Consider the following 21,299-nt stretch of genomic DNA (forward strand, 5'->3'; position numbering starts at 1 on the left):
GATTGTTCGGTACCGAACAGGCGCGTTTGCTAATGATACAGGTGTATGAAATAGCTTAGCAAGGACTGTTGGATTACAATAATTTCTGCTGTACTGCTGCCATTAATAGCTCTGCGGTGTTTTTCACTTCAAACTTTTGCAGCAGGTTTTTTCGGTGTGTATCAACGGTAAGGGGGCTCAGGAAAAGTTCTGTGGCAATGGCCGCTGTGGTTTTGCCCTGGGCTAGCAACTCCAGGATCTGTTTTTCTCTTTTGGTGATGGAAGCCACCTCATTTAGTCCGGCTTTTGAGGGGCGCCCCATGATCTCTTTGGCCTCGCGACTAAAGGAGATCAGCCCGTGCAGGGCTTCCTGTATACAGGTGAGCAATTCATCGGGCGATACATTTTTGAGCAAATAGCCGCTGGCGCCGCTCTGCAGCATTTGCAGCATCATACTGCGTTCGGTTTGATTGCTCAGCCCCAACACAATGGTTTCGGGCGAGATCTTCTTGATCTCCTTACATAACTCAATACCGCTCACATCGGGCAAACTAATATCTAACAATACCAGGTTTACGTCGTTCTGCCTTAAAAAAGAAATAAACTCCATGCCCCTTGTAAAGCTTACCGTAGCATAAACAGCAGCTTCGGGTTTTAACAATGATTTCAGTCCCTCTATCACCATGGGGTGATCGTCAATAATGGCTATTATAATCTTATCCTGCCGCATTTAATTCGATGTTAATGGTGGTCCCTTCATTGATCACCGATTCTATATCCATTTTCCCCTTCATATAGTCTACCCGGTTTTTAATATTACTAAAGCCTATCCCTTCGGCATCTAAGGCCGCCTGGGTATCAAACCCAATGCCGTTATCTTCAATAGTTATTAAAAAGATCTCGTCGTTTTGGCTGCATTGTAATATGATATTGCTGGCTTGCGCGTGCCTTACCGCATTTGATAAAAGCTCCTGTACAATACGATAAATGTTAGCCTGTATAACCGCGGGCATATCTTTCCGGATATCATAAGCCTGGAATTTGATCCTGGTTTGTGTGCTCATCAATGATTCGCACAGATCGCGCAGGGCTGTTTCCAAGCCCAGCCGCAGCAGGCTTTCGGGCATCATGTTGCGGGCTATGCGCCGCAACTCTGCCACCGAATGGTCCAGCTGCAATATCACACCGTCAAGCTCCTGGTGCCCTGCCGCCTTAGCCTGTCCCGAAAGTTTTATTTTGATACCCGAAAGCATGCCGCCCAGGCCATCATGCAGATCGCGGGCCACACGTTGCCGTTCCTGCTCTTCGCCGGTAAGCATGGCCTGGGTAAATTTGAGCTGCTGCTGCTGTTCTATCTCTTTTAACTGTTGCTGATGGTTCAGTTCCTTTTGTTGCGCCAGTTTTTTGCTGTTGCGATAATAGTAGATCAAAAATACCGTAATGATGAGTAAAGTGATGCTGGCAATACCCAGTAACCAATTGGTCAGTTTAGCTTTTTGCCTGCCAGCTTCCAGCTCCGTAATTTTTTTCTGTTTTTCGGCAGTCTGGTACTTTATTTCCAGCGAGTTTATTTTGGTTTCCAGGGTACTGTGGGCTATGCTATCGCTCAGGGCGCTGTACCGTTTCATCCAATCATAGGCTCCGGCCTTATCCTTGAGTTCTTCATCAGTTAGCGCCAGACAATAAAATAACTGCGACCGGTTTGAGGCGATGTTCATGAACGGCTTACGGTGGCTAAGATCAAGCGCAACACTCTTGGCCTGCTGAAAGGATTTTTTATTATACAGGGCATAAAATTTTTGCATCAGCAGCCGCTGTTCCGGATACTCCTGCTGTAATTTTTGCGCCAGCGCAATACCCTTATCAATAACGCTGAGCGATTGATCAAACTGCCCGGCTATAGTAAGGCGCATGCCCTCGCCGGCATAATAATCAAGCCAGATATCGGCATCGGGGTAAGGTGTTAGTAAAACGCGCATGCTATCCAACATGGCGGCGGCTTGTGTTGCCTTGCCCGATAGTGAATAGTTTTCAGACAGTGTATGATAGGCCGATGCCAGGTATTGCGCATCTTTCGGCGCATTTTTAAGTGTGGCAATGGCTTTAAAAAGATAAATCTCGGCTTTTTTAAAATTGTTTAAATTTTTAAACGCGAAAGCTATATCCAGGTAAATTTTACCAGTATAACCGCGGTCGCCGGCCTGTTGGGCCAATGGAAGGGCCTGGTTCAGGAGGATGTTTACGTAAGCTTCGGGGTTGTCATTTTTATATTGCAGCAAGCGGGCATAGTCATGCAGGCCTTTGGCTCGTATCAAATAAGCATCGGCGGTATGATACTTTTGTAGTTCTTTATCGGCTTGTAAATACGTTTTTATAGCCGAGTCGGGGCGCGAACCAGGTAATGTACCCGCCTGGAAAACCAAAAAAACAGATCGCAGGTATTTATTGTCGCCGCTGTATTTACGCCCCTGCTGTAAGTATTGGCGGGCCTTTAAGGTATCTTCCGACAGGATAAAATAATCTGTTAGCCGGAAACAGCTGCGGGCCTTGGCGCTATCGGGTACAGGGGTGTTTAGGGCTAAGCGTATGCTGTCGGCATAATGCTTTCCGTTAAGAGGCAGCTGCGCGCGACTGCTCAAGGCTATCGCCATAAAAACTATCAGATTGTAATATTTTTTCATTGGTTTAAGCTGAAGACTTTGGTAGATGCAGGATAATCAGGGGCCTAAATTTAATGGTAAAGTTTTCTTTTATCCAAATACCAGCCCTGAAATTCCTTTTATGCAAAGTTGAATTATTTAAAAAGCATTAAAAATACCTAACTATAGGTATAAAAAAATACCAGATATACCTGATTGTTTGGTGTGATTACCCACCCTACTTTTGAAACGCCTACTCCCTAACATGGCACCCGCCGACAAATAGATTGAAAACGTATTGAGGAAGAAAGGATAAAAACAACAATTAAGAACAACAAGCTTGCCCTTATCCGCCGATCGCGGATATGGAAATTTTATAATTAATCAATCACAAACAATTTAAAACAACTCTTATGAAAAAAGCAATTTTATGGATAAACCTTGTCGTTTTGGGTTTATTAACATTTAGCGGATGTTCCAGCAAGAAAAACGATCCGGACCCAACCCCAGGCATCACTCAAAAGAACATGAAGTTCACCATGTCAACCACCGGTTTGCTGGCATCTGATGATTTTGACCTGGCTATTGTAGGTACCACAGCAACAGCCAATACCACAACTATTTTTAAATTAAATGGTGTTGTACAACCCAATCAAACATCGCTTACCATAACAAATGCCCAGTTCAGGGCCGGGCAGGTGGTTATAGAAACAACCACACCAATATATCTTGCTGCTATTTCTACGGGTGGGTTTAGCGCTACTGCAGGACATAGCTTTACTTTTAAATTGGAACCTGTAATTGACGGAGCCGCGCAGCCCGTCATCACCAAAACCATTACTACAACGCCTTATTCTGGCGATTTTGAATATAAGGCAAATTAATAACGACACTCCTATCCTTATCAATATTAAATAACAACATCTTTATCTTAAAAACCCCGGACGCGAGGCCCGGGGTTTTTTATTTAGATGAAGGCAAGGGGTATTAAATTACTGTTTGATCAACTGAATATCAAAATGCAGCTTGATTTCTTCGCCTATAATTAAAGCACCAGTGTCGGTAAGCATGCTCCAGGTAAGGCCATAATCTTTACGGTTAATTTTTCCGCTTGCCTCAAATCCGGCCCGCACATCGCCATTGCGTCCTTTACCGATGCCGGTAAATTCTACATCCAGTACAATAGGCTGGGTGTTTTGGCGTATGGTTAAATTGCCTGTGAGTTCATACTTGCCGGCTTGCTTTTGTAATAATCCGTTAAAAGAGATCTGGGGAAATTGATTGGTATCAAAAAACTCCTCCCCCTTAAGGTGTCCATCCCTTATTTCGTGCTGGGTGTTAATACTGTTTGCGTCTATCGCCAAATTAATTGCTGCGTTGTCGAAATCTTCTTTGGGGCTAATTACATCACCCTTAAATGTTTTAAAAGTACCGGCAATATTTGATATGGCCAGGTGCTTTACTTTGAATTGTATCTCGGAGTGATCGGGGTCAATTGACCATGTTGATTTTATGTGTTCCATTATCCTTATTTATTTGAACACAAAATTAAAACGCAGTCAGCCGGCACAAGATGAACCAGGTTATGAAATGCGGGGCGAAATCTTGAACCGGATTAAGCTTACTTTAATAACAACCGCTTACGGATCTTGCTCAAAAACTCGGGGGTTATACCCAGGTAGGATGCAATGTATTTTTGAGCGATGTACTGATCTATATTGGGGAATCTCGATTGAAACCTTACATAGCGCTCCTCTGCGGTTAATGAATAACTTTCAATAAAGCGCAATTGCTGCCTGATGAGTGAGGTTTGAAACGTGATGCGGAAATAGCGTTCAAACTTGGGATATTTTTCAAATAATTGATCCTGGGCCGACCGGGGTAACAGCAGCAGTTCGCCATTGCTCAGGCCTTTAGTTGAATAGATGGTTCTGGGGTCGGCGCTTAAGCTAAACAGATCGCCGCTCCACCAGCCTTGCGCTGCAAACTGAACCACATGGTCATCACCAGCCTGATCGGTATAATAGCTCATGATATACCCGGAATTCACAAACATGATATAGCGGGCAACATCCCCGTTTTGTACAATCAGTTCATCATGCCTGAATGGCCTTGAAATTAAAACAGATTCCAGGTATGTCCGTTCATCCGAGTTTAGCTGAACGTGTTCATTAATATTAGAAAGGATGATTGCGCTATTCATTTGCTCGGGTAAAAAAGCAAAGTAACCAAAATTTATGGGTTTGTTGCTGCTAAGACAGGCCGCTCTTTACCACAAAAAAACAGGTATTCACCGACATCTTTAATCATGCCGCCAATTTTGCCTTCATATAAGTAACCAGCTACCCTAATTTGGCTGAATAAAAAATTGTGTCATGAATGATGATTATATCAACACCACTGCCATATTTGGCGAGGTAAAAAAGCAGATCCTGTCAAAAGAATTCAAATATGGCCAGCTCACCAATTTATTTGGCCGAACAACGGTTGACTTTAGTAATGCCGATCTCAACGGAGCGGTAGTATTAGATTGCACTCAGTTTTGCGGGGAGATCAGGATCAAGGCGCCGGCAGGCTGGCATGTGATCCCGGAGGTAACCAATATTTTTATGGTGGTAGACGATAAACGGCGAAACCGCTATGTAGATACGGATAAAAATAAAACACTCATACTGCGTGGAGTTGGCATTTTTGCCAGCATTAATATTATGGATTGAGTTAATTTATAAATAGATAACTGCATACCAAACGGAGATAAAGTAATACCGCCAAACCGCTGTTTATCAAAAAGATGCTCCGCTTTGTTTTGCTTTCAGAAAGAAAATTTATGATTAACTGACCTAGGATATCAAATATTATAGAAAGTTCAAGTATCCCAACAGCAAGGTCAAAACCATTGAAATGCTGAAACCCTATTTTTAGCTGTTGTAAACTCATAATACAACAAAAGTAAAACAGGTAATAAAGTATGGCGGATATATGTAATCCGGCGATGATAAATACAGCAACTAATAAAACCAACTTAGCAGCAATATTTAAAATGCCGAATAATTTAAATTCTTTATCCCGAATTGCAGCATCCTGATTTTCTTTAGGTTTTAATCCCACTATAAAGAAAAAGGTTAAGCCTATTTTTACTTTTACCTTTTTTATATAAATACAAAAAATATTGTCAATGCCGATCTCTACTTCTTCTATCTCCCGTTTAACTATTTTAGTAAACAAAAAAAACAATATGCCAATGTAGCTAAACTGAATACTTAAAGTAACAATAAGATATGTGAATATATGATGCACCGCTGTCGTGACTTGGTTAAAACTTAATTTTTAATCCATATTCGTACTTCATCGTTAATAGGGCTTCTGCATTTCCTTTTGCATCATCTACCGGGTGATGTGTATGCGTTGTTTTTCGCAAATGTTTAAATGTTTTAAAAGTGTCTTTTTCTATCCCTTTATATAAACTACCTAAATTTTGTGAACTAAACCCAAAAGGATTTTCGCCTGTAAAATGATGAAAATACCAGCAAATGAACATCCAATCAAATCCATTATTGTCGCTAATAAATATTGGCCTGTCTTTGCAAACTTTTTTTATCCATTCGGCAAACTCAAGCATCACTTTTTTAGGATCATCAAAAGATAAAACATCTTCCCTTGTATGCCCGGAAACGGCTAAAGCCTCCGGGATAAATTCTTCTGAAATTGGTTTTAATTTTCCGTAAAACGTTTCATTTAAATCGTTACTTACCAGAACAGCTCCAAATGAGATCATAGAATAATCGCCCGGTATTGGTCCATCGCTTTCAATATCAACCATTATATATGCCATCGAATTATTGTTTTATTTTAAATGTTTATTATTGCTAATCTACAAATAAAGCTCATTCTATATATTAAACTTGTCAGTTTCCACGGGTCTTCATATCATCCAGATGTAACAATTCAGCAATATAAATGAACAGACTTGTATGTTCATTTGTGAAAATATACCTTTGTTTCACCATGAAAAAAGAAAGTGTCGACGAGCGGATCATGCAAACCGCGGCCCGCTTATTTTATACCCAGGGCTATAACCTCACCGGCATTAACCAGCTGATAGATGAAGCCGGCATTGCCAAGCCATCTTTATATAATAACTACCGGTCAAAAACCGATGTATTGCTGGCTTATCTGGACAGGCAGGCATCAGCTTTATTTGATGCCTTAGAGGGTCACCTGCGTGAAATACAGGGTGCTCGTAATAAAATCATTGGGATCTTTGAATATTCGATAGCACGGAACCATGCCACCAACTTTGGCGGCTGCCCGTTTTTAAAGATCAACGCGGAGATAATGCCTTCAGAAAAAATAGTTTTGGAGCGTGTACAAGCCGTGAAAAGCCGCTTCCGTGATCTGCTTTTTCAACTGGTAACCGGGTTGGATGATAAAAAAGGATTTTCTGATCAGGCACTGGCCGATATGCTTTATTTTATGCTGGAAGGCTCCAGGGCAAGCGCGTCGATCAGCAAACAAATAGCCGATATGGAAAGCGCGATAGCAACTATCAAGATGATCATATAACCTGCGGATCGGAGAAGCACACAACGAATTAAACACTCATGAAAAATATACAATTAGCGCTCATCACCGGTGTGGGTAAACAAACAGGGATTGGCTTTGAAGTGGCCAGGCAGCTCGCCAACCAGGGCTATCAGGTAATTATAACCGCCCGGAAACAGGAAACTGCCGATGGGCTTGCCAACCTGTTAATTAAAGAACAGCTGGATATTGTGCCGATGGCATTGGATGTTACGGATGAAGTGATGATACAGGCCGTCGCGGCAGAGGTGAACAACCAGTTTGGGAAGCTTGATGTACTGATCAACAATGCCACCTTGTTCCCCGATCAGTATGATACGGAAACGATAGATTTAGATGATATAAGAAAAGTATTCGAAAGTAATTTTATTGGCGTATGGGGCACGGTTAAGTATTTTATCCCCTTACTCAAAAAAAGCGAACATGCGAGAATCGTGAACGTATCTTCGGGCTCGGGGTCATTTGGCGGGGAAGGCTACAGTCTTGTTAATCCCTGGAGAGATGTCATATCTGCCTACAGCATCTCCAAGGCCACACTGAATGCCTTTACGCTTAAAGCGGCAGCAGATCTGAAAAAAGATAGCATTTTGGTGAATGCCGCCACCCCCGGCCTCACCGCTACCCACGATATTTTAGCCGGCTTTGGCGGAAGATCGGTAAGCGACGGAGCTAAAAGTATCGTATTTGCCGCAACGCTACCCAAAGGAGGCCCAACAGGTCAATTTTTCAAGGATGGAGAAATCATAAGCTGGTAATAGCAGAAGGGGACTATTTTGTAGCCTGTATGGGGCAGGCCTCTGCGCTCTACCCTTCATTCGACTACCCTCTCTTCGCCTCTTCCTGTTCACGCGTCATTGCGAGGAGGAACGACGTGGCAATCCCCGATTTGTAGAGCCGCTCTGTATAGTTTGGGATTGCCACGCTATCGCTCGCAATGACGCTCACAATAATCTCTCTCCCCTCCTCCCTAATCTCAATTTTTTAAAACCATCTTTCCAAATTTTTATTAATCTGTTATAAAAGGAGATTTTTGCTTTAATTTGTTCACTATGTTTAAAACCCGACTTGTACTGCCATTTCTGGCATTAATAGCCCTGGGCATCAACGCCAAAGCACAACAAACCGACTCCCTGAAGCGCGATACTGTTAAAATTGATACGGCGAAAATCAATAAACTCCGGATAGATTCGCGCAAAAATGCCATCCCCACACGTGTGCGGCCCGTACAATTGCAAAGATCGCAGATACCGATGACCATGCTGGATTATAAGGTGAACTACTGGAAAAAGTCCATCACCTTTGGGTTAAACTTTAATCAATCGTCATTTACCAGTAATTACGCGGCGGGTGGTGTAAACGCTGTAGCATTAGGATCAAACTTTATTTACCACACCGAATATAACAAGGCTCCATTTAGCTATGTATCTGAGCTGAACCTGCAATATGGTATATCCAAAAACAAAGGCCAGGGCAAACGTAAAACCAACGACCGTATTTATTTCGATAACAAGATAGCCTCGCAATTATCCAAACACTGGTACATATTTGGGTCGTTAACGTTTGAGTCGCAGTTTGATAAGGGCTACAATTATATTGATAATGGCAACGGCACTTTTACCTCGCAGTATATCTCCAATTTTATGTCGCCGGGTTATTTAACCGAGGCGCTGGGTTTTGAGTATAAACCTACCGGCTATTTCGATCTGCGTTTGGGTACTGGTACCGCCAGGCAAACTTTTGTGCTCGACCATGCAATTCACAAAGAGCAACAGGATAATTATGGTGTTGATACCTTGAAGACGGTAAAAAACGACCTGGCCTTCCAGATGGTTGCCCTGTTTGATAAGGATATCATGAAAAATGTCCACCTGAATACCCGCTATGCCTTATTTATACCCTACGGGCAGGACCTTAAATTCATTACCCATCGTGTAGATATGGTTTTATCGGCCCGGGTTAACCGGTTAATCAATGTTAGTCTTAACGGTACGCTGCTTTATGATAAACATACCTCGAAAGACGCACAGGCAACAGAAGGTCTGGCCCTGGGGATGTTGTATAAATTCCCTTAAATTGAAATAAATTTTGTAATTTTAGCCTGTCTATTCTACCTTCCCGAACGTAATAACTTAAGAAACGCAAGTGTCTAAGTTGTTGCTATTAATAAAATTTGTACTAAACCTTAAAATGAAACCAAACCTTATCTGTCTGGCATTTTTAATGTCATTCTCTGTCGCGTTGTATGCACAGAACATTTCCTCAGAAACAATCGAGTTTCAATTGCTTAAACAACCGCAAACGGTTCTTGATGAAAGCATTAAAAGCTTCAGGGTTACCGTAACATCGCCGTATAACCTTACTACCGACGATGTGATCAGGAAAGCAAAAGCCGATTATCAAAAATCTGTTAATGATTATGGCAGCGTAGTTGCCGCCAGCGAAAAAGATTATCAGCAAAAATTAAAGGATTATGATGGCGATGTTCAAAAAGCGAAAGAAAAATACGAAACCGAATCGGCCGAGTTTAAAAAGCTTTCGATGGTAGAACGCCTAACCTTAACAAGCGACGGAAAAAACCCAAAACTGGTGCAGCCAGCAAAGCCTGTTTATTACAAGCCACAACCCCCGGTATACCGTGAGCCCAATTTGAACAATTTTACCATTGTAGATAATAATGTGTTGGCTTCACAAATAGCCGTAACCGGCTTTACAAGAGGCGATGCGGATATAGATATTAATGCAGATATAAAGCAGGTGAACTTTCAGGACAATGCCGGCCAAACGTTTGTTAACCAGCCTACCAAACTGGTGATTAAAATAAAAGGTGTTGAAAAAGTAAACACTTCGTTTTTTCAGGACTATGTTTTTTTATCGTCATCGCCAACCAATAACATTAACAAACCGCTCGAAGAAAAAAACCACTTAACCACGGTAATTAAATCTTTAAACGATTATATCAATAATCTGTATGGTTTTCAGGCAACCGCCAAAAGCGTTAAAATACTGAGCGTAAAAAATAAGGGTAAATATGACGATCTGGAACGGGCTGATATTTACGTAAAAACCAATTTAAGAAAACTACAGCCCACCAATAGCGACATGAATACTGCCGCTTTTGCCAATATGCAAAAGGGAATCGATATCTGGACACAAACCCTGGCCAAAGTAGAGTATAAGAATGATAAGGCCGATTTTAATGATAAGATAGCCCGGTACATATATTTCAATTTAATAAACCTCAACATCGCGCTGAACAAGAGAGCAGAAAGCGAAAAATATTTAAACCAGTTACAGGATAACCTGGTGTACATCAAACTCTCGTACGATGAAGCGAACGAGTTAAAGAAAATGGAAAAAGACGTTTATCAATTAAAAAAATAAAAACATGAAATATATATACACCATTGTCCTGTTGCTAAATTTTCTTTCTTTTAGCTGGGCCCAGGAAGGGAAAAAAGAATACGGAGCAAAATTTGAGTTCGACTCGGAAAATGAAAAGGATCCGCATTTTGTACTGGTTGATAATTATAACACCTACCTGCTAACGGTTCTGGACGTTTACGGGGTAATGGCCGGGCACCAGGTGATCGTCAGAAAATTTGATCAAAAGAACACCCTGGTTGAAACCTATAAATATGATTTTCCCATAATTGGCGAGAAGAATATGTTTAACAATTCCTTGTTTAACTATTTGGGCTACGCCGAAGGCCAAAATGGCAAAGTTGCCGTATTTACAGAAGTATATTCAAACAAAACAAAAACCTATCAGATTCATAAAGTGGAGTTTGATAAGGCCACCGCTAAATTTACCAGTACGGTACTGGCCGAAGGAGAAATACCATCTGCCATGAAATCTGGCAGTCTGTTTTCAGAAAAATCTGATAATGGCAATTACCTGGCCATTAACTATCATAAATACCGGGCAAAAGGCACTCCGGATAAAAACCAGCTGATCGTTATTGACACCAAAACGCTTAGCATAGCCTGGCAAAAAGAAGTAAGCTTTGATAACGAATTTACCTCGGATAAATTTACGGTTACCAATTCCGGCAAAGTGGTGTTGGTTAGGGATATGAACGGCTCAAAAAAAGGGATAACCTATCTTACGGTTATATCAGCCAGCGGACAGGAAGACAAAAACTTCGACTCGCAAATTTTCCTTAACGAACTTAAATCGGTATCCATCGGATCACAGGAGTATTTGATTGCATTTAACAGCAGCGCCATAGATTTTAAAGACGAATACTACAAAAACCTGCTCTTATATGATCTGCAATCAGGAAAGATATTGAGCAATAATAAGATCCCGGAGTTTTCACCAGGGAAAGGTATTATCGATGTAGATATCCGCAACGTTATGCTGCAAAATAACGAAATGCACATTTTCGCGGAAGGCAAAACCGAGTTAAAAGAAAAAATGACAACGGGACTTGAAATGATGAACGCCAAGCCAAAATATAATTTTGGTCCCGCTTATTTATTTGTTACCTCTTTTGACGGGCAGCTGAAAGCCACAAAAAAACTATCAACACAGCATTTTTGCAGTGCCGATCTGCATCACTCTTTCGGCCTGGCTAATGTTAAAGGCACCTACTACGTAAATGCAGGCGAATATTATGGCATTTATGTATTAGGCGATAACCTCCAAAAAGAAGAAACCAAAATAAGCTTTAATGTACCCAGGTGGCGAAGCGAAGAGCCAAATCAGTTTGTTAACCAGTTATTTACTTATTTCCCGGATAAAAACAGTTTCCTATTGGCTAAAGTGATCAGTAAGGGCGAAATGGCATTGGTTGATATCTCCGGATTTTAATAAAACCTATTTTTGGGTCCCTGGCGAATAGCCATGATATTGTTTAAACGCTCTTATAAAAGAAGCATCAGAGAGGTAGCCCGTAATAACGGCTGCCTCTCCTACTGTTATACCCCCGCTGCGCATCAGCGTTAAGGCATGGTTCATGCGCAGGCCCTGCACATAGCCAAAAACGGTAGTGCCAAACAGCTTTTTAAAGCCGGCTTTCAATTTAAATTCATTCAGCAAAAAATCACGCGAGAGACTCCGGAGGCTCATGCTGTCCAGGTAGTGGATGTCCAAATGGTCTTTAACACTATGCAGCTTTTCCACATCCGCCGTGTTAACCGCTGTTGGTATCCTGGTTTCGTATTGGCCCGAAAGCGTAAGCAGGGTAAGCTCGGTAATTTTATTTTTGATGTAAGCGTTGCGCAGCGAGTCGGCCACGGGTGGTTCGGTAAGCAGGCTTAGCCCGGAGCTTTGCAGATGGCTTATCTTTTTATTATCCGGAAACAGGGCGAATGGCCTTGCGCCACGGCTTTGCTGTAACAGGTTATCATAAGCTTCGCCACAACTTAATAGTATCTCATTAAAAAAAGCGGGTTTTAAACCCACGCAAACATACTCATACCGCTTTTGCTTCGGAAAAACAAAGGAACTCACCGGGTTAACACAATTAAGCAGGTTAAACTGCCCGCGGTTCATGGTCGAGGTGGCATCAAAACCCGAAATAAGTGCGTCTGAACAGCCATGCAGCTGAAAATGGATGCTCACATGCGTGGCATCCTGCATATTGTTAATGCGCAGGCCGTCCTCAAAGCGGGCCCCAAACCGCAGGATGCTAAAATCATCGGCTTTAAGACCCTGGGCATAGCAATCAAAACGGTTAGGTATACTGCCGGTAGCGTACGTGGTTTCAAAGGATGTACTGAACTCCCTTTTCATCAACCTGGCAAACTCAACCCCTTCTAACTGGTACATATAATCCGTTTATGCTAATTAAAAATCCGTTTGGGCATATCGTAAACGGCTCAGAACCGGCAACTTGCGCCCATGAATAATATCTGCAAATATAAGGTGAATACCGCAGGCTGGAAACGCGGGGTGCATTATAATTTCTTCAAAAGCTTTGCACAGCCCTTTTTTGGCATCAGTACCGATATGGATGCTACAGAAGCTTATGACTATTGCAAACAGCATGGCCAATCGTTTTTTCTGTTTTACCTGCACCGCTCATTACTGGCGGCCAACCAGGTGCCCGAGCTGCGGCAACGGATAGAAGATGGCGAAGTTTATGAATACGATACTATATCTGCATCGGTTACCGTATTGCGGCCCGATGATACCTTTGGCTTTGCCTATATGGACCATTACGTAGAGTTTGAGCAATTTGCCCCGCCCGCCCGCGCCGCCGTCGATCATGAAAAAACGACCGACAGGCTGCAACTACGCGATGGGTTTAACAGCCTCATTCATTACTCTATACTGAAAGATATCCGCTTTACCAGTATGCAGCACGCGCAGCCCTTAGCCGGTGACGATAGTGTGCCCAAGATCGTGTTCGGTCAGTTTTACAGGCGCGATGGCCGGGTTTGGCTGCCCGTAGCCATCCACGCGCATCATGCCCTTTGCGACGGGCGGCACATGGGGCTTTTTGTGAAGCGCTTTCAGGAACAGATCAACCGCATACCTGCCGATAGTATTAAAGGATAATGGTATTTTAGCCATATAAAATCAAAATACCCCCATATGAAATTATTTATGCTGATGCTTGGCTGTACACCTCCGGGAAGGCATACCGAACAACACGATATTTTTTTTGGAATAGGCGAAACCGTAAAAGATCTTATCCCACAGATTAAAGCTTTCTGGCCCGAAGGTCAGGACAGGTTACATGTGGATGCCTGGCGCGAAGTAACCCTGGTTAACGGATACCATGTGCAGGTAACTGAGCAACCCGGTAGTACAGATGCCGAGCTCCTCAGGCTGTTTTTTATAAACCTAGGCGGCTACCAGGAGGGTTTGTTTGATGAGCCACATTTTAAGGTGCTCACCGTACAACCCAACAAATCAAAAGCGTTTGCCTATGCCAAAGACACGCCGTTTTATCACCAGGTTCATTTTCCCGGCGCCGAATCGCACATCGATGATAAATATGGATTGGATGTGGACGACCTGCATGAGATAGCAGAGATTTTACCAGCTGAACAGAAAGCGCAATACGCCCTGCATATTACCCCCGCAGCTGACGGTGCCCCGGAAGACAAAATACATTTGGGGTATTTTAAGTTGGATAAACTACCGTGATGAGGACGGGAGAATAGGATAAGAGAGTTGTCATTCCTCGCAGTCGCTCGGCGCCTGCGATATGCATGCCTTTCCTAAAGCCCAAAGAATTCCGTATATTTGATATATACCAACAGCCCGGTTCCCGACCAACGGAAACCGGGCTGTTCTGTTAAGGAAAAGACAGATCAAAAATCGCAGGTTTGGTAAATAGTTATTTGATAATCAAAAAATTAATACTTTTTAAAGTTTTAAAAACGGCTCAAAACAGGGCCATAATTTGTTAAAAAGTGTTAAAACAGGATTTTTTCAAATATTTTGATTCGTTTTTACCCTGTTTTTGGCCAAAAAAGTGTTAAAATCCGGGGTTTAAAAAGTTTTTGTTAGCCCGATGTAAAAGCTCTTTTCAAAAAGCGGCATCGGGGTCAAAATAATTCAACGGATATATTTCAAAATCATACCTTTGTAACCTTTAAAGATTAAAGTACTTTATAATAATGTTTGAAAATCTTTCGGATAAACTCGACAGGGCGTTCAAGGTCCTGAAGGGTCAGGGAACTATTACTGAGATAAACGTGGCCGAAACCATGAAGGAGATACGCAAAGCCCTTCTGGATGCCGACGTTAACTATAAAACAGCCAAAGCCTTTACCGATGAGGTAAGGCAAAAGGCACTGGGGCAGAATGTATTAACAGCTGTTTCGCCGGGCCAGTTGCTTACCAAGCTCATGAACGATGAGCTGGCCGAGCTGATGGGCGGCACCACTGCCGAGCTTAATTTTCCGGCTACGCCAACCGTTATCCTTATAGCGGGTTTGAACGGTGCGGGTAAAACCACGTTTACTGGTAAACTGGCCAACTACTTAAAAACGCAAAAAAATAAAAAGCCCTTACTGGTTGCTGATGATATTTACCGCCCTGCGGCTATTGACCAGCTCGAGGTATTGGGACAGCAGATAGGTATCCCTGTATATGCCAACCGCGATTCAAAAGATCCGGTAGCTATCGCCCGTGAGGGTATTGCCCTGGCTAAACAAAACGGCCATAACGTGGTGATCATCGATACCGCCGGTCGTTTGGCTATTGATGAAGCCATGATGGTGGAGATTGAACAGGTAAAAGCAGCGGTTAACCCGCATGAGATCCTGTTTGTGGTTGATTCCATGACAGGCCAGGATGCTGTAAATACCGCCAAAGTGTTCAATGACCGGTTGGATTTTACCGGTGTGGTTTTAACCAAACTGGATGGCGATACCCGTGGTGGTGCCGCCCTGTCTATCAAATCGGTCGTAAGCAAACCGATCAAATTTATCGGTACCGGCGAAAAAATGGAAGCGCTGGATGTTTTCCACCCCGATCGTATGGCCTCCCGTATCCTGGGCATGGGAGACGTGGTATCCCTGGTAGAACGTGCTCAACAGCAGTTTGACGAGAAAGAAGCGGCCGAACTGCAAAAGAAGATCCGCAAGAACAAGTTTGATTTTAACGATTTTTACAGCCAGATACAGCAGATCAAAAAAATGGGTAACATGAAAGATCTGATGGGCATGATACCCGGCGTAGGTAAAATGATGAAAGATGTGGAAGTTGACGATAACGCTTTTAAAGCGATCGAGGCCATCATCCAGTCGATGACCCCATTTGAAAAATCAAACCCCGAAACCATCAACCAAAGCCGCCGTACCCGCATAGCCAAAGGCTCCGGTACCGACCTGGCCGAGGTAAACCGCCTCATGAAGCAGTTTGACGACATGAAAAAGGTGATGAAACAAATGAGCAACCCGGCAGCCATGGCCAGCATGATGCGCCGTATGCCTAAGATGTAAATTGATTAACCCCGCTGGCTTGGCGGGGTTTCCCAAGACAAAAAAACTCCCCTGTCGCAGCTTTTTTCGGGTTATATCATAGCCATATACCTAAATGTGTATTTTTAGTAAAATATGAGCAATGAAAAAGCTATCCATCATTTTACTTTTGGTTTTTACCAGCCAAGTATTTGGGCAAACTATTTCGGTAGCCCAAAACCGGCATAGTGAGGTAACAGAAACACTCAGATCCCGGATCATAACTTCACTGGACAGCCTTTTTGCCAAAATAGAAACCAATAAACTAAGCGGGAACGAGGTTTCAAAAGATAAGGCAACGCTCAGTATTTCCATCCTGAAATCGTTAAAGACAGAATCGAATGCCGGTCCGGATCATCAGGAGCTAATCAATTTATACCCGGTTTCCGGCAAACAGTATTTTGTAACCATAGCCATTACAAGCAGAGATAATCAGTTAAAAACTATTTTTAATTTGATAGTCCTCGTTGAGGAAAAGCAGATCACTTTTGCGCTGCCGGTAAATTACCTCACACGTACATGGAAGACCAAAACCGTTGGTCGTATTATTTATCATTATCCGGATAAACTTAATGTTGCACGGGCTCAAAAGTTTGACCAAAACAATACGCTCATTGCCCAAAGGCTGGGTTTGTCGCCAGAAGTAATGGATTTTTACATGTGTGCTAATTATCAGGAAGTATTGCAGCTGCTGGGATACGAATATGACCGGGCGTCAATCGGTAAAACCAAAGATGGTTATGGTGTTGACGGGAACTGTATTTTTTCGATCATGAATAATGAAGATTTTTCGCATGACGCGTTTCATTACTACGCAGCGAAGGTTCGGACCGGCTCCCGTAACTCGGCCGCCGAAGAAGGCATTGCTTACAGCTGGGGCAACGCATATTACACCGATGAAAACGGCGAAATGATATTACAAAAACAACTGGTTAAACAATTGAAGCAATATGTACGACAGCACCCGCAGGTAAATTTATATGATCTGTTTAGTATCAACCCGGTGGTCTTTAATTCAATGGCAAAGGTGCGGTCTGTGATCGCGGGTTTAATAGCGGATGAAGTGGAACAAAAAAAGGGCCTACCGGGAATCATAACGCTAATTAATTGTGGTAAGGGCGATGAGAATTATCTGTCGGCAATTGATACTTTAATTGGTATTAACAAAGTGAATTTTGATAGCAAGGTTAAAGCATTATTAAAGTAACATATCAACAGCAGATAACATCGTTTTTAAATATAAACCAGGAGCTGTTTTGGCCGGTTTTTTATTTTAGTTTTGTGTAATACACCATGCTATATCCCATTTAAATATATGCGTAAAACGATATTATCCTCGGCTCTTTTAATTTTAAGTATAACCGTAAAGGCACAGGTTCCGGGTGCTGTTATTGATGTGCAGCATTACAACTTCGCGCTGCAACTGACCGATGTGGACAATAACATCAAGGGACAGGCCACGGTAGATGTTAAGTTTTTGAAAAACGCGTCGGCCTTTAGCCTCGACATGGTAAAAAAGAACAGCGAAGGCAAGGGGATGCTCGTGTCATCAGTTACCGAAAATGGAAAAAGGCTCAAATTTGTACAGGATACAGGTGTGGTGAAAATTTATACCAATACTAAAGCAAATAGTCGGCACAGCTACAAAATAAGCTATGCCGGTATCCCCGCCGATGGCTTGATCATCTCGACCAATCACTTTGGCCACCGTACCTTTTTTGGCGATAACTGGCCAAACCGCGCCCATAACTGGTTGCCCTGTGTAGATGTCCCGGCTGATAAAGCCTCAGTTGATTTTGTGGTGACCGCTCCAGATCATTATGAGGTAGTATCCAACGGGTTAAAAATAAAAGAGCAGCAATTGCCCAATCATCTGAAATTAACCCACTGGCATGAAGCCGTTGTTGTACCTACCAAAGTAATGGTGATAGGTGTAGCAGCATTTGCTATTGATCATCAGGGCGATGTTGGCAATATCCCGGTATATACTTATGTTTTCCCGGAGAGTAAAGAGGCTGGCTTTAAAAGTTATGCTGTGGCTAAGGATATACTGCCGTTCTTTATCAAACATGTTGGCCCATTCAGTTATGAAAAACTGGCCAATGTGCAATCAAAAACCATATTTGGGGGTATGGAAAACGCCAGTGCTATATTTTACTTTGAAGAGTCGGTAACGACACCCGATATAGAAGAATTGATGGCGCATGAGATTGCCCATCAGTGGTTTGGCGACGGCGCCAGCGAAAAAAGTTTCTGGCATCTGTGGCTCAGCGAGGGTTTTGCTACCTACATGACCAACCTGTACCTGGAAAATAAATATGGAGCGGATACTTTAAAAAAACGGATGCTGGCCGACCGTAAAAAAGTGTTGGGGTTTGAAAAAGAGCGTCTTACTCCGGTTGTTGACAGCGCGGTGAAAAACGACTATATGCAGCTGCTCAATGCCAATAGCTACCAAAAAGGAAGTTGGGTATTACACATGCTTCGGCGCAAACTGACCGACGGGCTTTTTTGGAAAGGCATACAAAACTATTATGCCAAATACCGGAACAGCAATGCCAATACCGACGATCTGCGCCGGGAGATGGAACAAGTTAGCGGCCTGGACTTAACCCTGTTCTTTAACCAATGGTTGCGTAAGGCTGGGCACCCGGATTTGAACATTGGCTGGCATTACGATGCGGATAAAGGGGCGGTTAGCGTTAATGTTTACCAAAAGCAGGATAATTTATATGAGTTTCCGCTGGAGATAGCTATTAATGGAGAAGTGTTTCACATGCAGGTAAAAGATAAAACTACGATTGCTCAATTCCCGGTAAAAGTAAAGCCGGAAACTGTTGTGCCTGATCCGAATGTAAATGTATTGGCCTCATTTAGTATCGAAGCTCAATAGATAATCAGGACCCACCACAAGGCTGCAAGCGACCGCCGCTGCATAGATGTTAATATTTTTGTGGTATTCATAAGGATAATTTGCCACAATTTCATTTTTCGGCAAAATGTGGTATTTATTTAATAAAAATAGAGGGTTGATAAAAAATATTTGATTTGGCACAATAAAATTCTGAAAAATTGCGTTATTTCGATATATAATATTACAACAAGCCATTATTAACCTTAAACCAATGATCTATGAACACTACAAAATTTTATAAATCCATGTATGTAAGCTTTTACAGATGGAGTTTCAAAAATTTCGGTCAGGGTAGTTTACCGCGATTTAACTCGCTTTTTGGGTTGAATTTTTTGCTGATCGTATTACTAACTACTTTATTGCTGATCGCACAGATCTGTTTAAAATCGAGTTGGTTTAATGTTAATCCTATGGCCGGCACTTATATCATGCTGGGGGCCGTGGGCGCATTGCTGCTCAACTATTTTGTATTGCTAAACAACAAGCGGTTTAATAAACTTAACATTGCCTTTGAAAAAATAAGCAAACATCATCAAAAAATGTGGTCGGTTATGATACTGGCCTGTGTAATTGCCTCCTGCGGGTTTTTGATGATTATTGCCCAGGTAGCTTAATTTTCAAGATCAAAAATAGCGGCCCGCCGTCTCTTGATATAGAGGCGGCGGTTTTTTGTATATACTTATTTAATATCTTTTCTGTTTTCTTCTGCTAATTAAAAATATTTAACTTACGCGTTGATTAAACTTTATCACAGTGTTGGTTAAAACTTTTGGCAGTGCGGTTTATGGTATCGAGGCTATTACCATAACAGTTGAGGTAAATATAGCGGCGGGTACCAAATATTTTATAGTTGGCCTGCCCGATGTGGCTGTAAAAGAAAGCTATTTCCGGATCGAGTCGGCGTTAAAGAATACCGGTTTCCGAATGCCGCGCCAGCAGGTGGTGGTGAACATGGCCCCTGCGGATATCAAAAAAGAAGGCTCTTCCTATGATTTGACCATAGCCACAGCTGTTTTGGCCGCCTCTGGCCAAATGGAACCGGAAAATCTGGATAAGTATATCATCATGGGTGAGCTATCGCTGGATGGCAGCTTACAACCCATTAAAGGAGCTCTCCCTATCGCCATACAAGCCCGTAAAGATGGTTTCAAAGGATTTATTCTGCCCAAACAAAACGCCCGGGAAGCAGCAATTGTGAACGATCTGGAGGTTTATGGCGTAGATAACATCAAAGAGGTGGCCGGATTTTTTAACGGCGACTTAAACATCGGGCCTGAAGTGGTGAATACCCGCGAGGAATTTTACAACAGCCTGAGCAATTATGACAGCGACTTTAGCGAAGTAAAAGGCCAGGAAAACATCAAACGCGCGCTGGAAATTGCTGCGGCTGGTGGCCATAATGTGATATTGATTGGTCCGCCGGGAGCAGGTAAAACCATGCTGGCACGTAGGCTGCCCTCTATTTTACCGCCATTAAGTTTATATGAATCGTTAGAGACCACCAAAATACATTCGGTGGCGGGCAAACTGGCCGCGGCTGATGCTTTGGTTACGGTTCGCCCATTCCGCTCGCCGCACCATACTATTAGTGATGTAGCTTTGGTGGGTGGTGTTATTTACAGAAGTAATTGCGAAAACACATAAGTTATCGCGAAAATCACATTTGTAGTTGCGAAACTTTAAATCCATGAAAGACATTTGTTAGGCGCTGTGTAATCTAATGCTGACTTCGAATTGATTACAAATACATGTTCTTCTATTTTCAATATAAATCATAGCCTATAAAATGGAGAAAAGCAGAAGTCATTCTTTTCTTCCCTCCGGTAACTGCTTCCACAGCTGTTGTCATTTATTCCTTTCTTATAATTTACAATTGTAATGCGAACACGTATATTTGCTATGAAAATAAAGGGCGTAAGCCGTCACAATATTGAATGCTTTGCGTTCGCATAGAGTCTCGTGTTAGAAAACTGGTAATTTTTAAGACAAACGGGAGGATAAGCGCAACGCTCACGCTTTGGCGTGGGCTTGCTTATTCGTTTGTCGGGTATACCAGTACCTCTAACGCGGATAGGTCAAGACCTGCGCCATATTTTTTGCAGGTGGATTTTTTATTATTCATGAATTCAAAATCATCTAATAGCCACCGCCTTGCCGACTTCGTTTTACAAACGGTCGATCAGAGGTATTACGTCAATCATTTACCTACTAAAACAATCTTTTACATACATTCTGCATCATATTCTTACCCCGACGGAATTGAT

The 21,299-nt window shown here is 42.5% G+C and carries 20 protein-coding genes and 1 pseudogene; 14 read left to right on the forward strand and 7 right to left on the reverse strand.

The annotated features are described in order from the left end of the window. Positions 1–73: 73 nt before the first annotated feature. The gene (locus FHW89_RS06775) at positions 74–709 is read right to left on the reverse strand and encodes a response regulator transcription factor (RefSeq protein WP_172334257.1); all 636 of its coding nucleotides are present in this window, start codon (positions 707–709) and stop codon (positions 74–76) included. Further along, entirely contained in the window at positions 696–2,660 is a 1,965-nt protein-coding gene (locus FHW89_RS06780; protein WP_172334258.1) for a sensor histidine kinase, read from the reverse strand. The genes FHW89_RS06775 and FHW89_RS06780 overlap by 14 nt, the downstream gene beginning before the upstream one ends. Before the next feature lie 371 nt (positions 2,661–3,031). Here FHW89_RS06780 and FHW89_RS06785 point away from each other — a divergent pair, with 371 nt between their 5' ends. Continuing rightward, complete coding sequence (locus tag FHW89_RS06785) at positions 3,032–3,502, forward strand: hypothetical protein (protein WP_172334259.1); 471 nt, start codon at positions 3,032–3,034, stop codon at positions 3,500–3,502. 108 nt (positions 3,503–3,610) lie between these two features. Here FHW89_RS06785 and FHW89_RS06790 read toward each other — a convergent pair whose 3' ends face one another. Together FHW89_RS06790 and FHW89_RS06795 are read right to left on the reverse strand one after the other, a co-directional pair. Continuing rightward, positions 3,611–4,141: a YceI family protein gene (locus tag FHW89_RS06790; protein WP_172334260.1), complete on the reverse strand. Its 531-nt coding sequence runs from the start codon at positions 4,139–4,141 to the stop codon at positions 3,611–3,613. A 98-nt stretch (positions 4,142–4,239) separates the two neighbouring features. Continuing rightward, complete coding sequence (locus tag FHW89_RS06795; RefSeq protein ID WP_172334261.1) at positions 4,240–4,821, reverse strand: Crp/Fnr family transcriptional regulator; 582 nt, start codon at positions 4,819–4,821, stop codon at positions 4,240–4,242. A 172-nt stretch (positions 4,822–4,993) separates the two neighbouring features. Here FHW89_RS06795 and FHW89_RS06800 point away from each other — a divergent pair, with 172 nt between their 5' ends. Continuing rightward, on the forward strand, positions 4,994–5,335 hold the full coding sequence (locus tag FHW89_RS06800) for a hypothetical protein (RefSeq protein ID WP_172334262.1): 342 nt from the start codon (positions 4,994–4,996) through the stop codon (positions 5,333–5,335). Between the two features lies 1 nt (position 5,336). Here FHW89_RS06800 and FHW89_RS06805 read toward each other — a convergent pair whose 3' ends face one another. Both FHW89_RS06805 and FHW89_RS06810 read right to left on the reverse strand, forming a co-directional pair. Then, positions 5,337–5,843 (reverse strand): hypothetical protein, encoded by a 507-nt coding sequence (locus tag FHW89_RS06805; RefSeq protein WP_172334263.1) that lies wholly within the window; start codon positions 5,841–5,843, stop codon positions 5,337–5,339. An 88-nt stretch (positions 5,844–5,931) separates the two neighbouring features. Then, positions 5,932–6,450, reverse strand: a complete 519-nt coding sequence (locus FHW89_RS06810) for a 3'-5' exoribonuclease domain-containing protein (protein WP_172334264.1) — start codon at positions 6,448–6,450, stop codon at positions 5,932–5,934. 173 nt (positions 6,451–6,623) lie between these two features. Between FHW89_RS06810 and FHW89_RS06815 the strand changes: the two genes are divergently transcribed. The 5 genes from FHW89_RS06815 (at position 6,624) to FHW89_RS06835 (ending at position 12,012) form a co-directional block, all read left to right on the forward strand. Then, positions 6,624–7,181, forward strand: coding sequence for a TetR/AcrR family transcriptional regulator (locus FHW89_RS06815; RefSeq protein ID WP_172334265.1), 558 nt, complete (start codon positions 6,624–6,626; stop codon positions 7,179–7,181). Between the two features lie 38 nt (positions 7,182–7,219). Further along, positions 7,220–7,954 (forward strand): SDR family NAD(P)-dependent oxidoreductase, encoded by a 735-nt coding sequence (locus FHW89_RS06820; protein ID WP_172334266.1) that lies wholly within the window; start codon positions 7,220–7,222, stop codon positions 7,952–7,954. Between the two features lie 294 nt (positions 7,955–8,248). Beyond that, positions 8,249–9,271, forward strand: coding sequence for a DUF3078 domain-containing protein (locus FHW89_RS06825; protein ID WP_172334267.1), 1,023 nt, complete (start codon positions 8,249–8,251; stop codon positions 9,269–9,271). Positions 9,272–9,386: 115 nt separating this feature from the next. After that, complete coding sequence (locus FHW89_RS06830; protein ID WP_172334268.1) at positions 9,387–10,580, forward strand: hypothetical protein; 1,194 nt, start codon at positions 9,387–9,389, stop codon at positions 10,578–10,580. A 4-nt stretch (positions 10,581–10,584) separates the two neighbouring features. Continuing rightward, positions 10,585–12,012 carry a hypothetical protein gene (locus tag FHW89_RS06835; protein WP_172334269.1) on the forward strand — a complete coding sequence of 476 codons (1,428 nt, stop codon included), beginning with the start codon at positions 10,585–10,587 and terminating at the stop codon, positions 12,010–12,012. Between the two features lie 6 nt (positions 12,013–12,018). Here the strand turns inward: FHW89_RS06835 and FHW89_RS06840 are convergent, their stop codons facing one another. Beyond that, positions 12,019–12,972, reverse strand: a complete 954-nt coding sequence (locus FHW89_RS06840; RefSeq protein ID WP_172334270.1) for a helix-turn-helix transcriptional regulator — start codon at positions 12,970–12,972, stop codon at positions 12,019–12,021. Between the two features lie 72 nt (positions 12,973–13,044). Between FHW89_RS06840 and FHW89_RS06845 the strand changes: the two genes are divergently transcribed. From FHW89_RS06845 to FHW89_RS06875, 7 genes and pseudogenes are all read left to right on the forward strand, one after another. Continuing rightward, a complete protein-coding gene (locus tag FHW89_RS06845; RefSeq protein ID WP_172334271.1) occupies positions 13,045–13,704 on the forward strand; it encodes a CatA-like O-acetyltransferase in 660 nt (219 codons plus the stop codon). 36 nt (positions 13,705–13,740) lie between these two features. Then, on the forward strand, positions 13,741–14,298 hold the full coding sequence (locus FHW89_RS06850) for a DUF1543 domain-containing protein (RefSeq protein ID WP_216650496.1): 558 nt from the start codon (positions 13,741–13,743) through the stop codon (positions 14,296–14,298). 476 nt (positions 14,299–14,774) lie between these two features. After that, the gene (gene ffh, locus FHW89_RS06855) at positions 14,775–16,103 is read left to right on the forward strand and encodes a signal recognition particle protein (protein ID WP_172334272.1); all 1,329 of its coding nucleotides are present in this window, start codon (positions 14,775–14,777) and stop codon (positions 16,101–16,103) included. 121 nt (positions 16,104–16,224) lie between these two features. Continuing rightward, the gene (locus tag FHW89_RS06860) at positions 16,225–17,328 is read left to right on the forward strand and encodes a hypothetical protein (RefSeq protein WP_172334273.1); all 1,104 of its coding nucleotides are present in this window, start codon (positions 16,225–16,227) and stop codon (positions 17,326–17,328) included. A 108-nt stretch (positions 17,329–17,436) separates the two neighbouring features. Next, positions 17,437–19,014, forward strand: a complete 1,578-nt coding sequence (locus tag FHW89_RS06865; protein ID WP_172334274.1) for a M1 family metallopeptidase — start codon at positions 17,437–17,439, stop codon at positions 19,012–19,014. 239 nt (positions 19,015–19,253) lie between these two features. Then, positions 19,254–19,649, forward strand: a complete 396-nt coding sequence (locus FHW89_RS06870; protein ID WP_172334275.1) for a hypothetical protein — start codon at positions 19,254–19,256, stop codon at positions 19,647–19,649. Positions 19,650–19,788: 139 nt separating this feature from the next. After that, positions 19,789–20,646: pseudogene (locus tag FHW89_RS06875) on the forward strand (YifB family Mg chelatase-like AAA ATPase); the annotation flags it as partial. Positions 20,647–21,299 lie beyond the last annotated feature (653 nt).

The sequence above is a fragment of the Mucilaginibacter sp. SG564 genome (assembly GCF_013149275.1).
GTDB lineage: Bacteria > Bacteroidota > Bacteroidia > Sphingobacteriales > Sphingobacteriaceae > Mucilaginibacter.

Excerpts from the sequence above, each read along its gene's own strand:
- FHW89_RS06775 (WP_172334257.1), bottom strand. The coding sequence starts at position 709 with ATGCGGCAGGATAAGATTATAATAGCCATTATTGACGATCACCCCATG.
- FHW89_RS06780 (WP_172334258.1), bottom strand. The coding sequence starts at position 2,660 with ATGAAAAAATATTACAATCTGATAGTTTTTATGGCGATAGCCTTGAGC.
- FHW89_RS06785 (WP_172334259.1), top strand. The coding sequence starts at position 3,032 with ATGAAAAAAGCAATTTTATGGATAAACCTTGTCGTTTTGGGTTTATTA.
- FHW89_RS06790 (WP_172334260.1), bottom strand. The coding sequence starts at position 4,141 with ATGGAACACATAAAATCAACATGGTCAATTGACCCCGATCACTCCGAG.
- FHW89_RS06795 (WP_172334261.1), bottom strand. The coding sequence starts at position 4,821 with ATGAATAGCGCAATCATCCTTTCTAATATTAATGAACACGTTCAGCTA.
- FHW89_RS06800 (WP_172334262.1), top strand. The coding sequence starts at position 4,994 with ATGAATGATGATTATATCAACACCACTGCCATATTTGGCGAGGTAAAA.
- FHW89_RS06810 (WP_172334264.1), bottom strand. The coding sequence starts at position 6,450 with ATGGCATATATAATGGTTGATATTGAAAGCGATGGACCAATACCGGGC.
- FHW89_RS06815 (WP_172334265.1), top strand. The coding sequence starts at position 6,624 with ATGAAAAAAGAAAGTGTCGACGAGCGGATCATGCAAACCGCGGCCCGC.
- FHW89_RS06820 (WP_172334266.1), top strand. The coding sequence starts at position 7,220 with ATGAAAAATATACAATTAGCGCTCATCACCGGTGTGGGTAAACAAACA.
- FHW89_RS06825 (WP_172334267.1), top strand. The coding sequence starts at position 8,249 with ATGTTTAAAACCCGACTTGTACTGCCATTTCTGGCATTAATAGCCCTG.
- FHW89_RS06830 (WP_172334268.1), top strand. The coding sequence starts at position 9,387 with ATGAAACCAAACCTTATCTGTCTGGCATTTTTAATGTCATTCTCTGTC.
- FHW89_RS06835 (WP_172334269.1), top strand. The coding sequence starts at position 10,585 with ATGAAATATATATACACCATTGTCCTGTTGCTAAATTTTCTTTCTTTT.
- FHW89_RS06840 (WP_172334270.1), bottom strand. The coding sequence starts at position 12,972 with ATGTACCAGTTAGAAGGGGTTGAGTTTGCCAGGTTGATGAAAAGGGAG.
- FHW89_RS06845 (WP_172334271.1), top strand. The coding sequence starts at position 13,045 with ATGAATAATATCTGCAAATATAAGGTGAATACCGCAGGCTGGAAACGC.
- FHW89_RS06850 (WP_216650496.1), top strand. The coding sequence starts at position 13,741 with ATGAAATTATTTATGCTGATGCTTGGCTGTACACCTCCGGGAAGGCAT.
- ffh (WP_172334272.1), top strand. The coding sequence starts at position 14,775 with ATGTTTGAAAATCTTTCGGATAAACTCGACAGGGCGTTCAAGGTCCTG.
- FHW89_RS06860 (WP_172334273.1), top strand. The coding sequence starts at position 16,225 with ATGAAAAAGCTATCCATCATTTTACTTTTGGTTTTTACCAGCCAAGTA.
- FHW89_RS06865 (WP_172334274.1), top strand. The coding sequence starts at position 17,437 with ATGCGTAAAACGATATTATCCTCGGCTCTTTTAATTTTAAGTATAACC.
- FHW89_RS06870 (WP_172334275.1), top strand. The coding sequence starts at position 19,254 with ATGAACACTACAAAATTTTATAAATCCATGTATGTAAGCTTTTACAGA.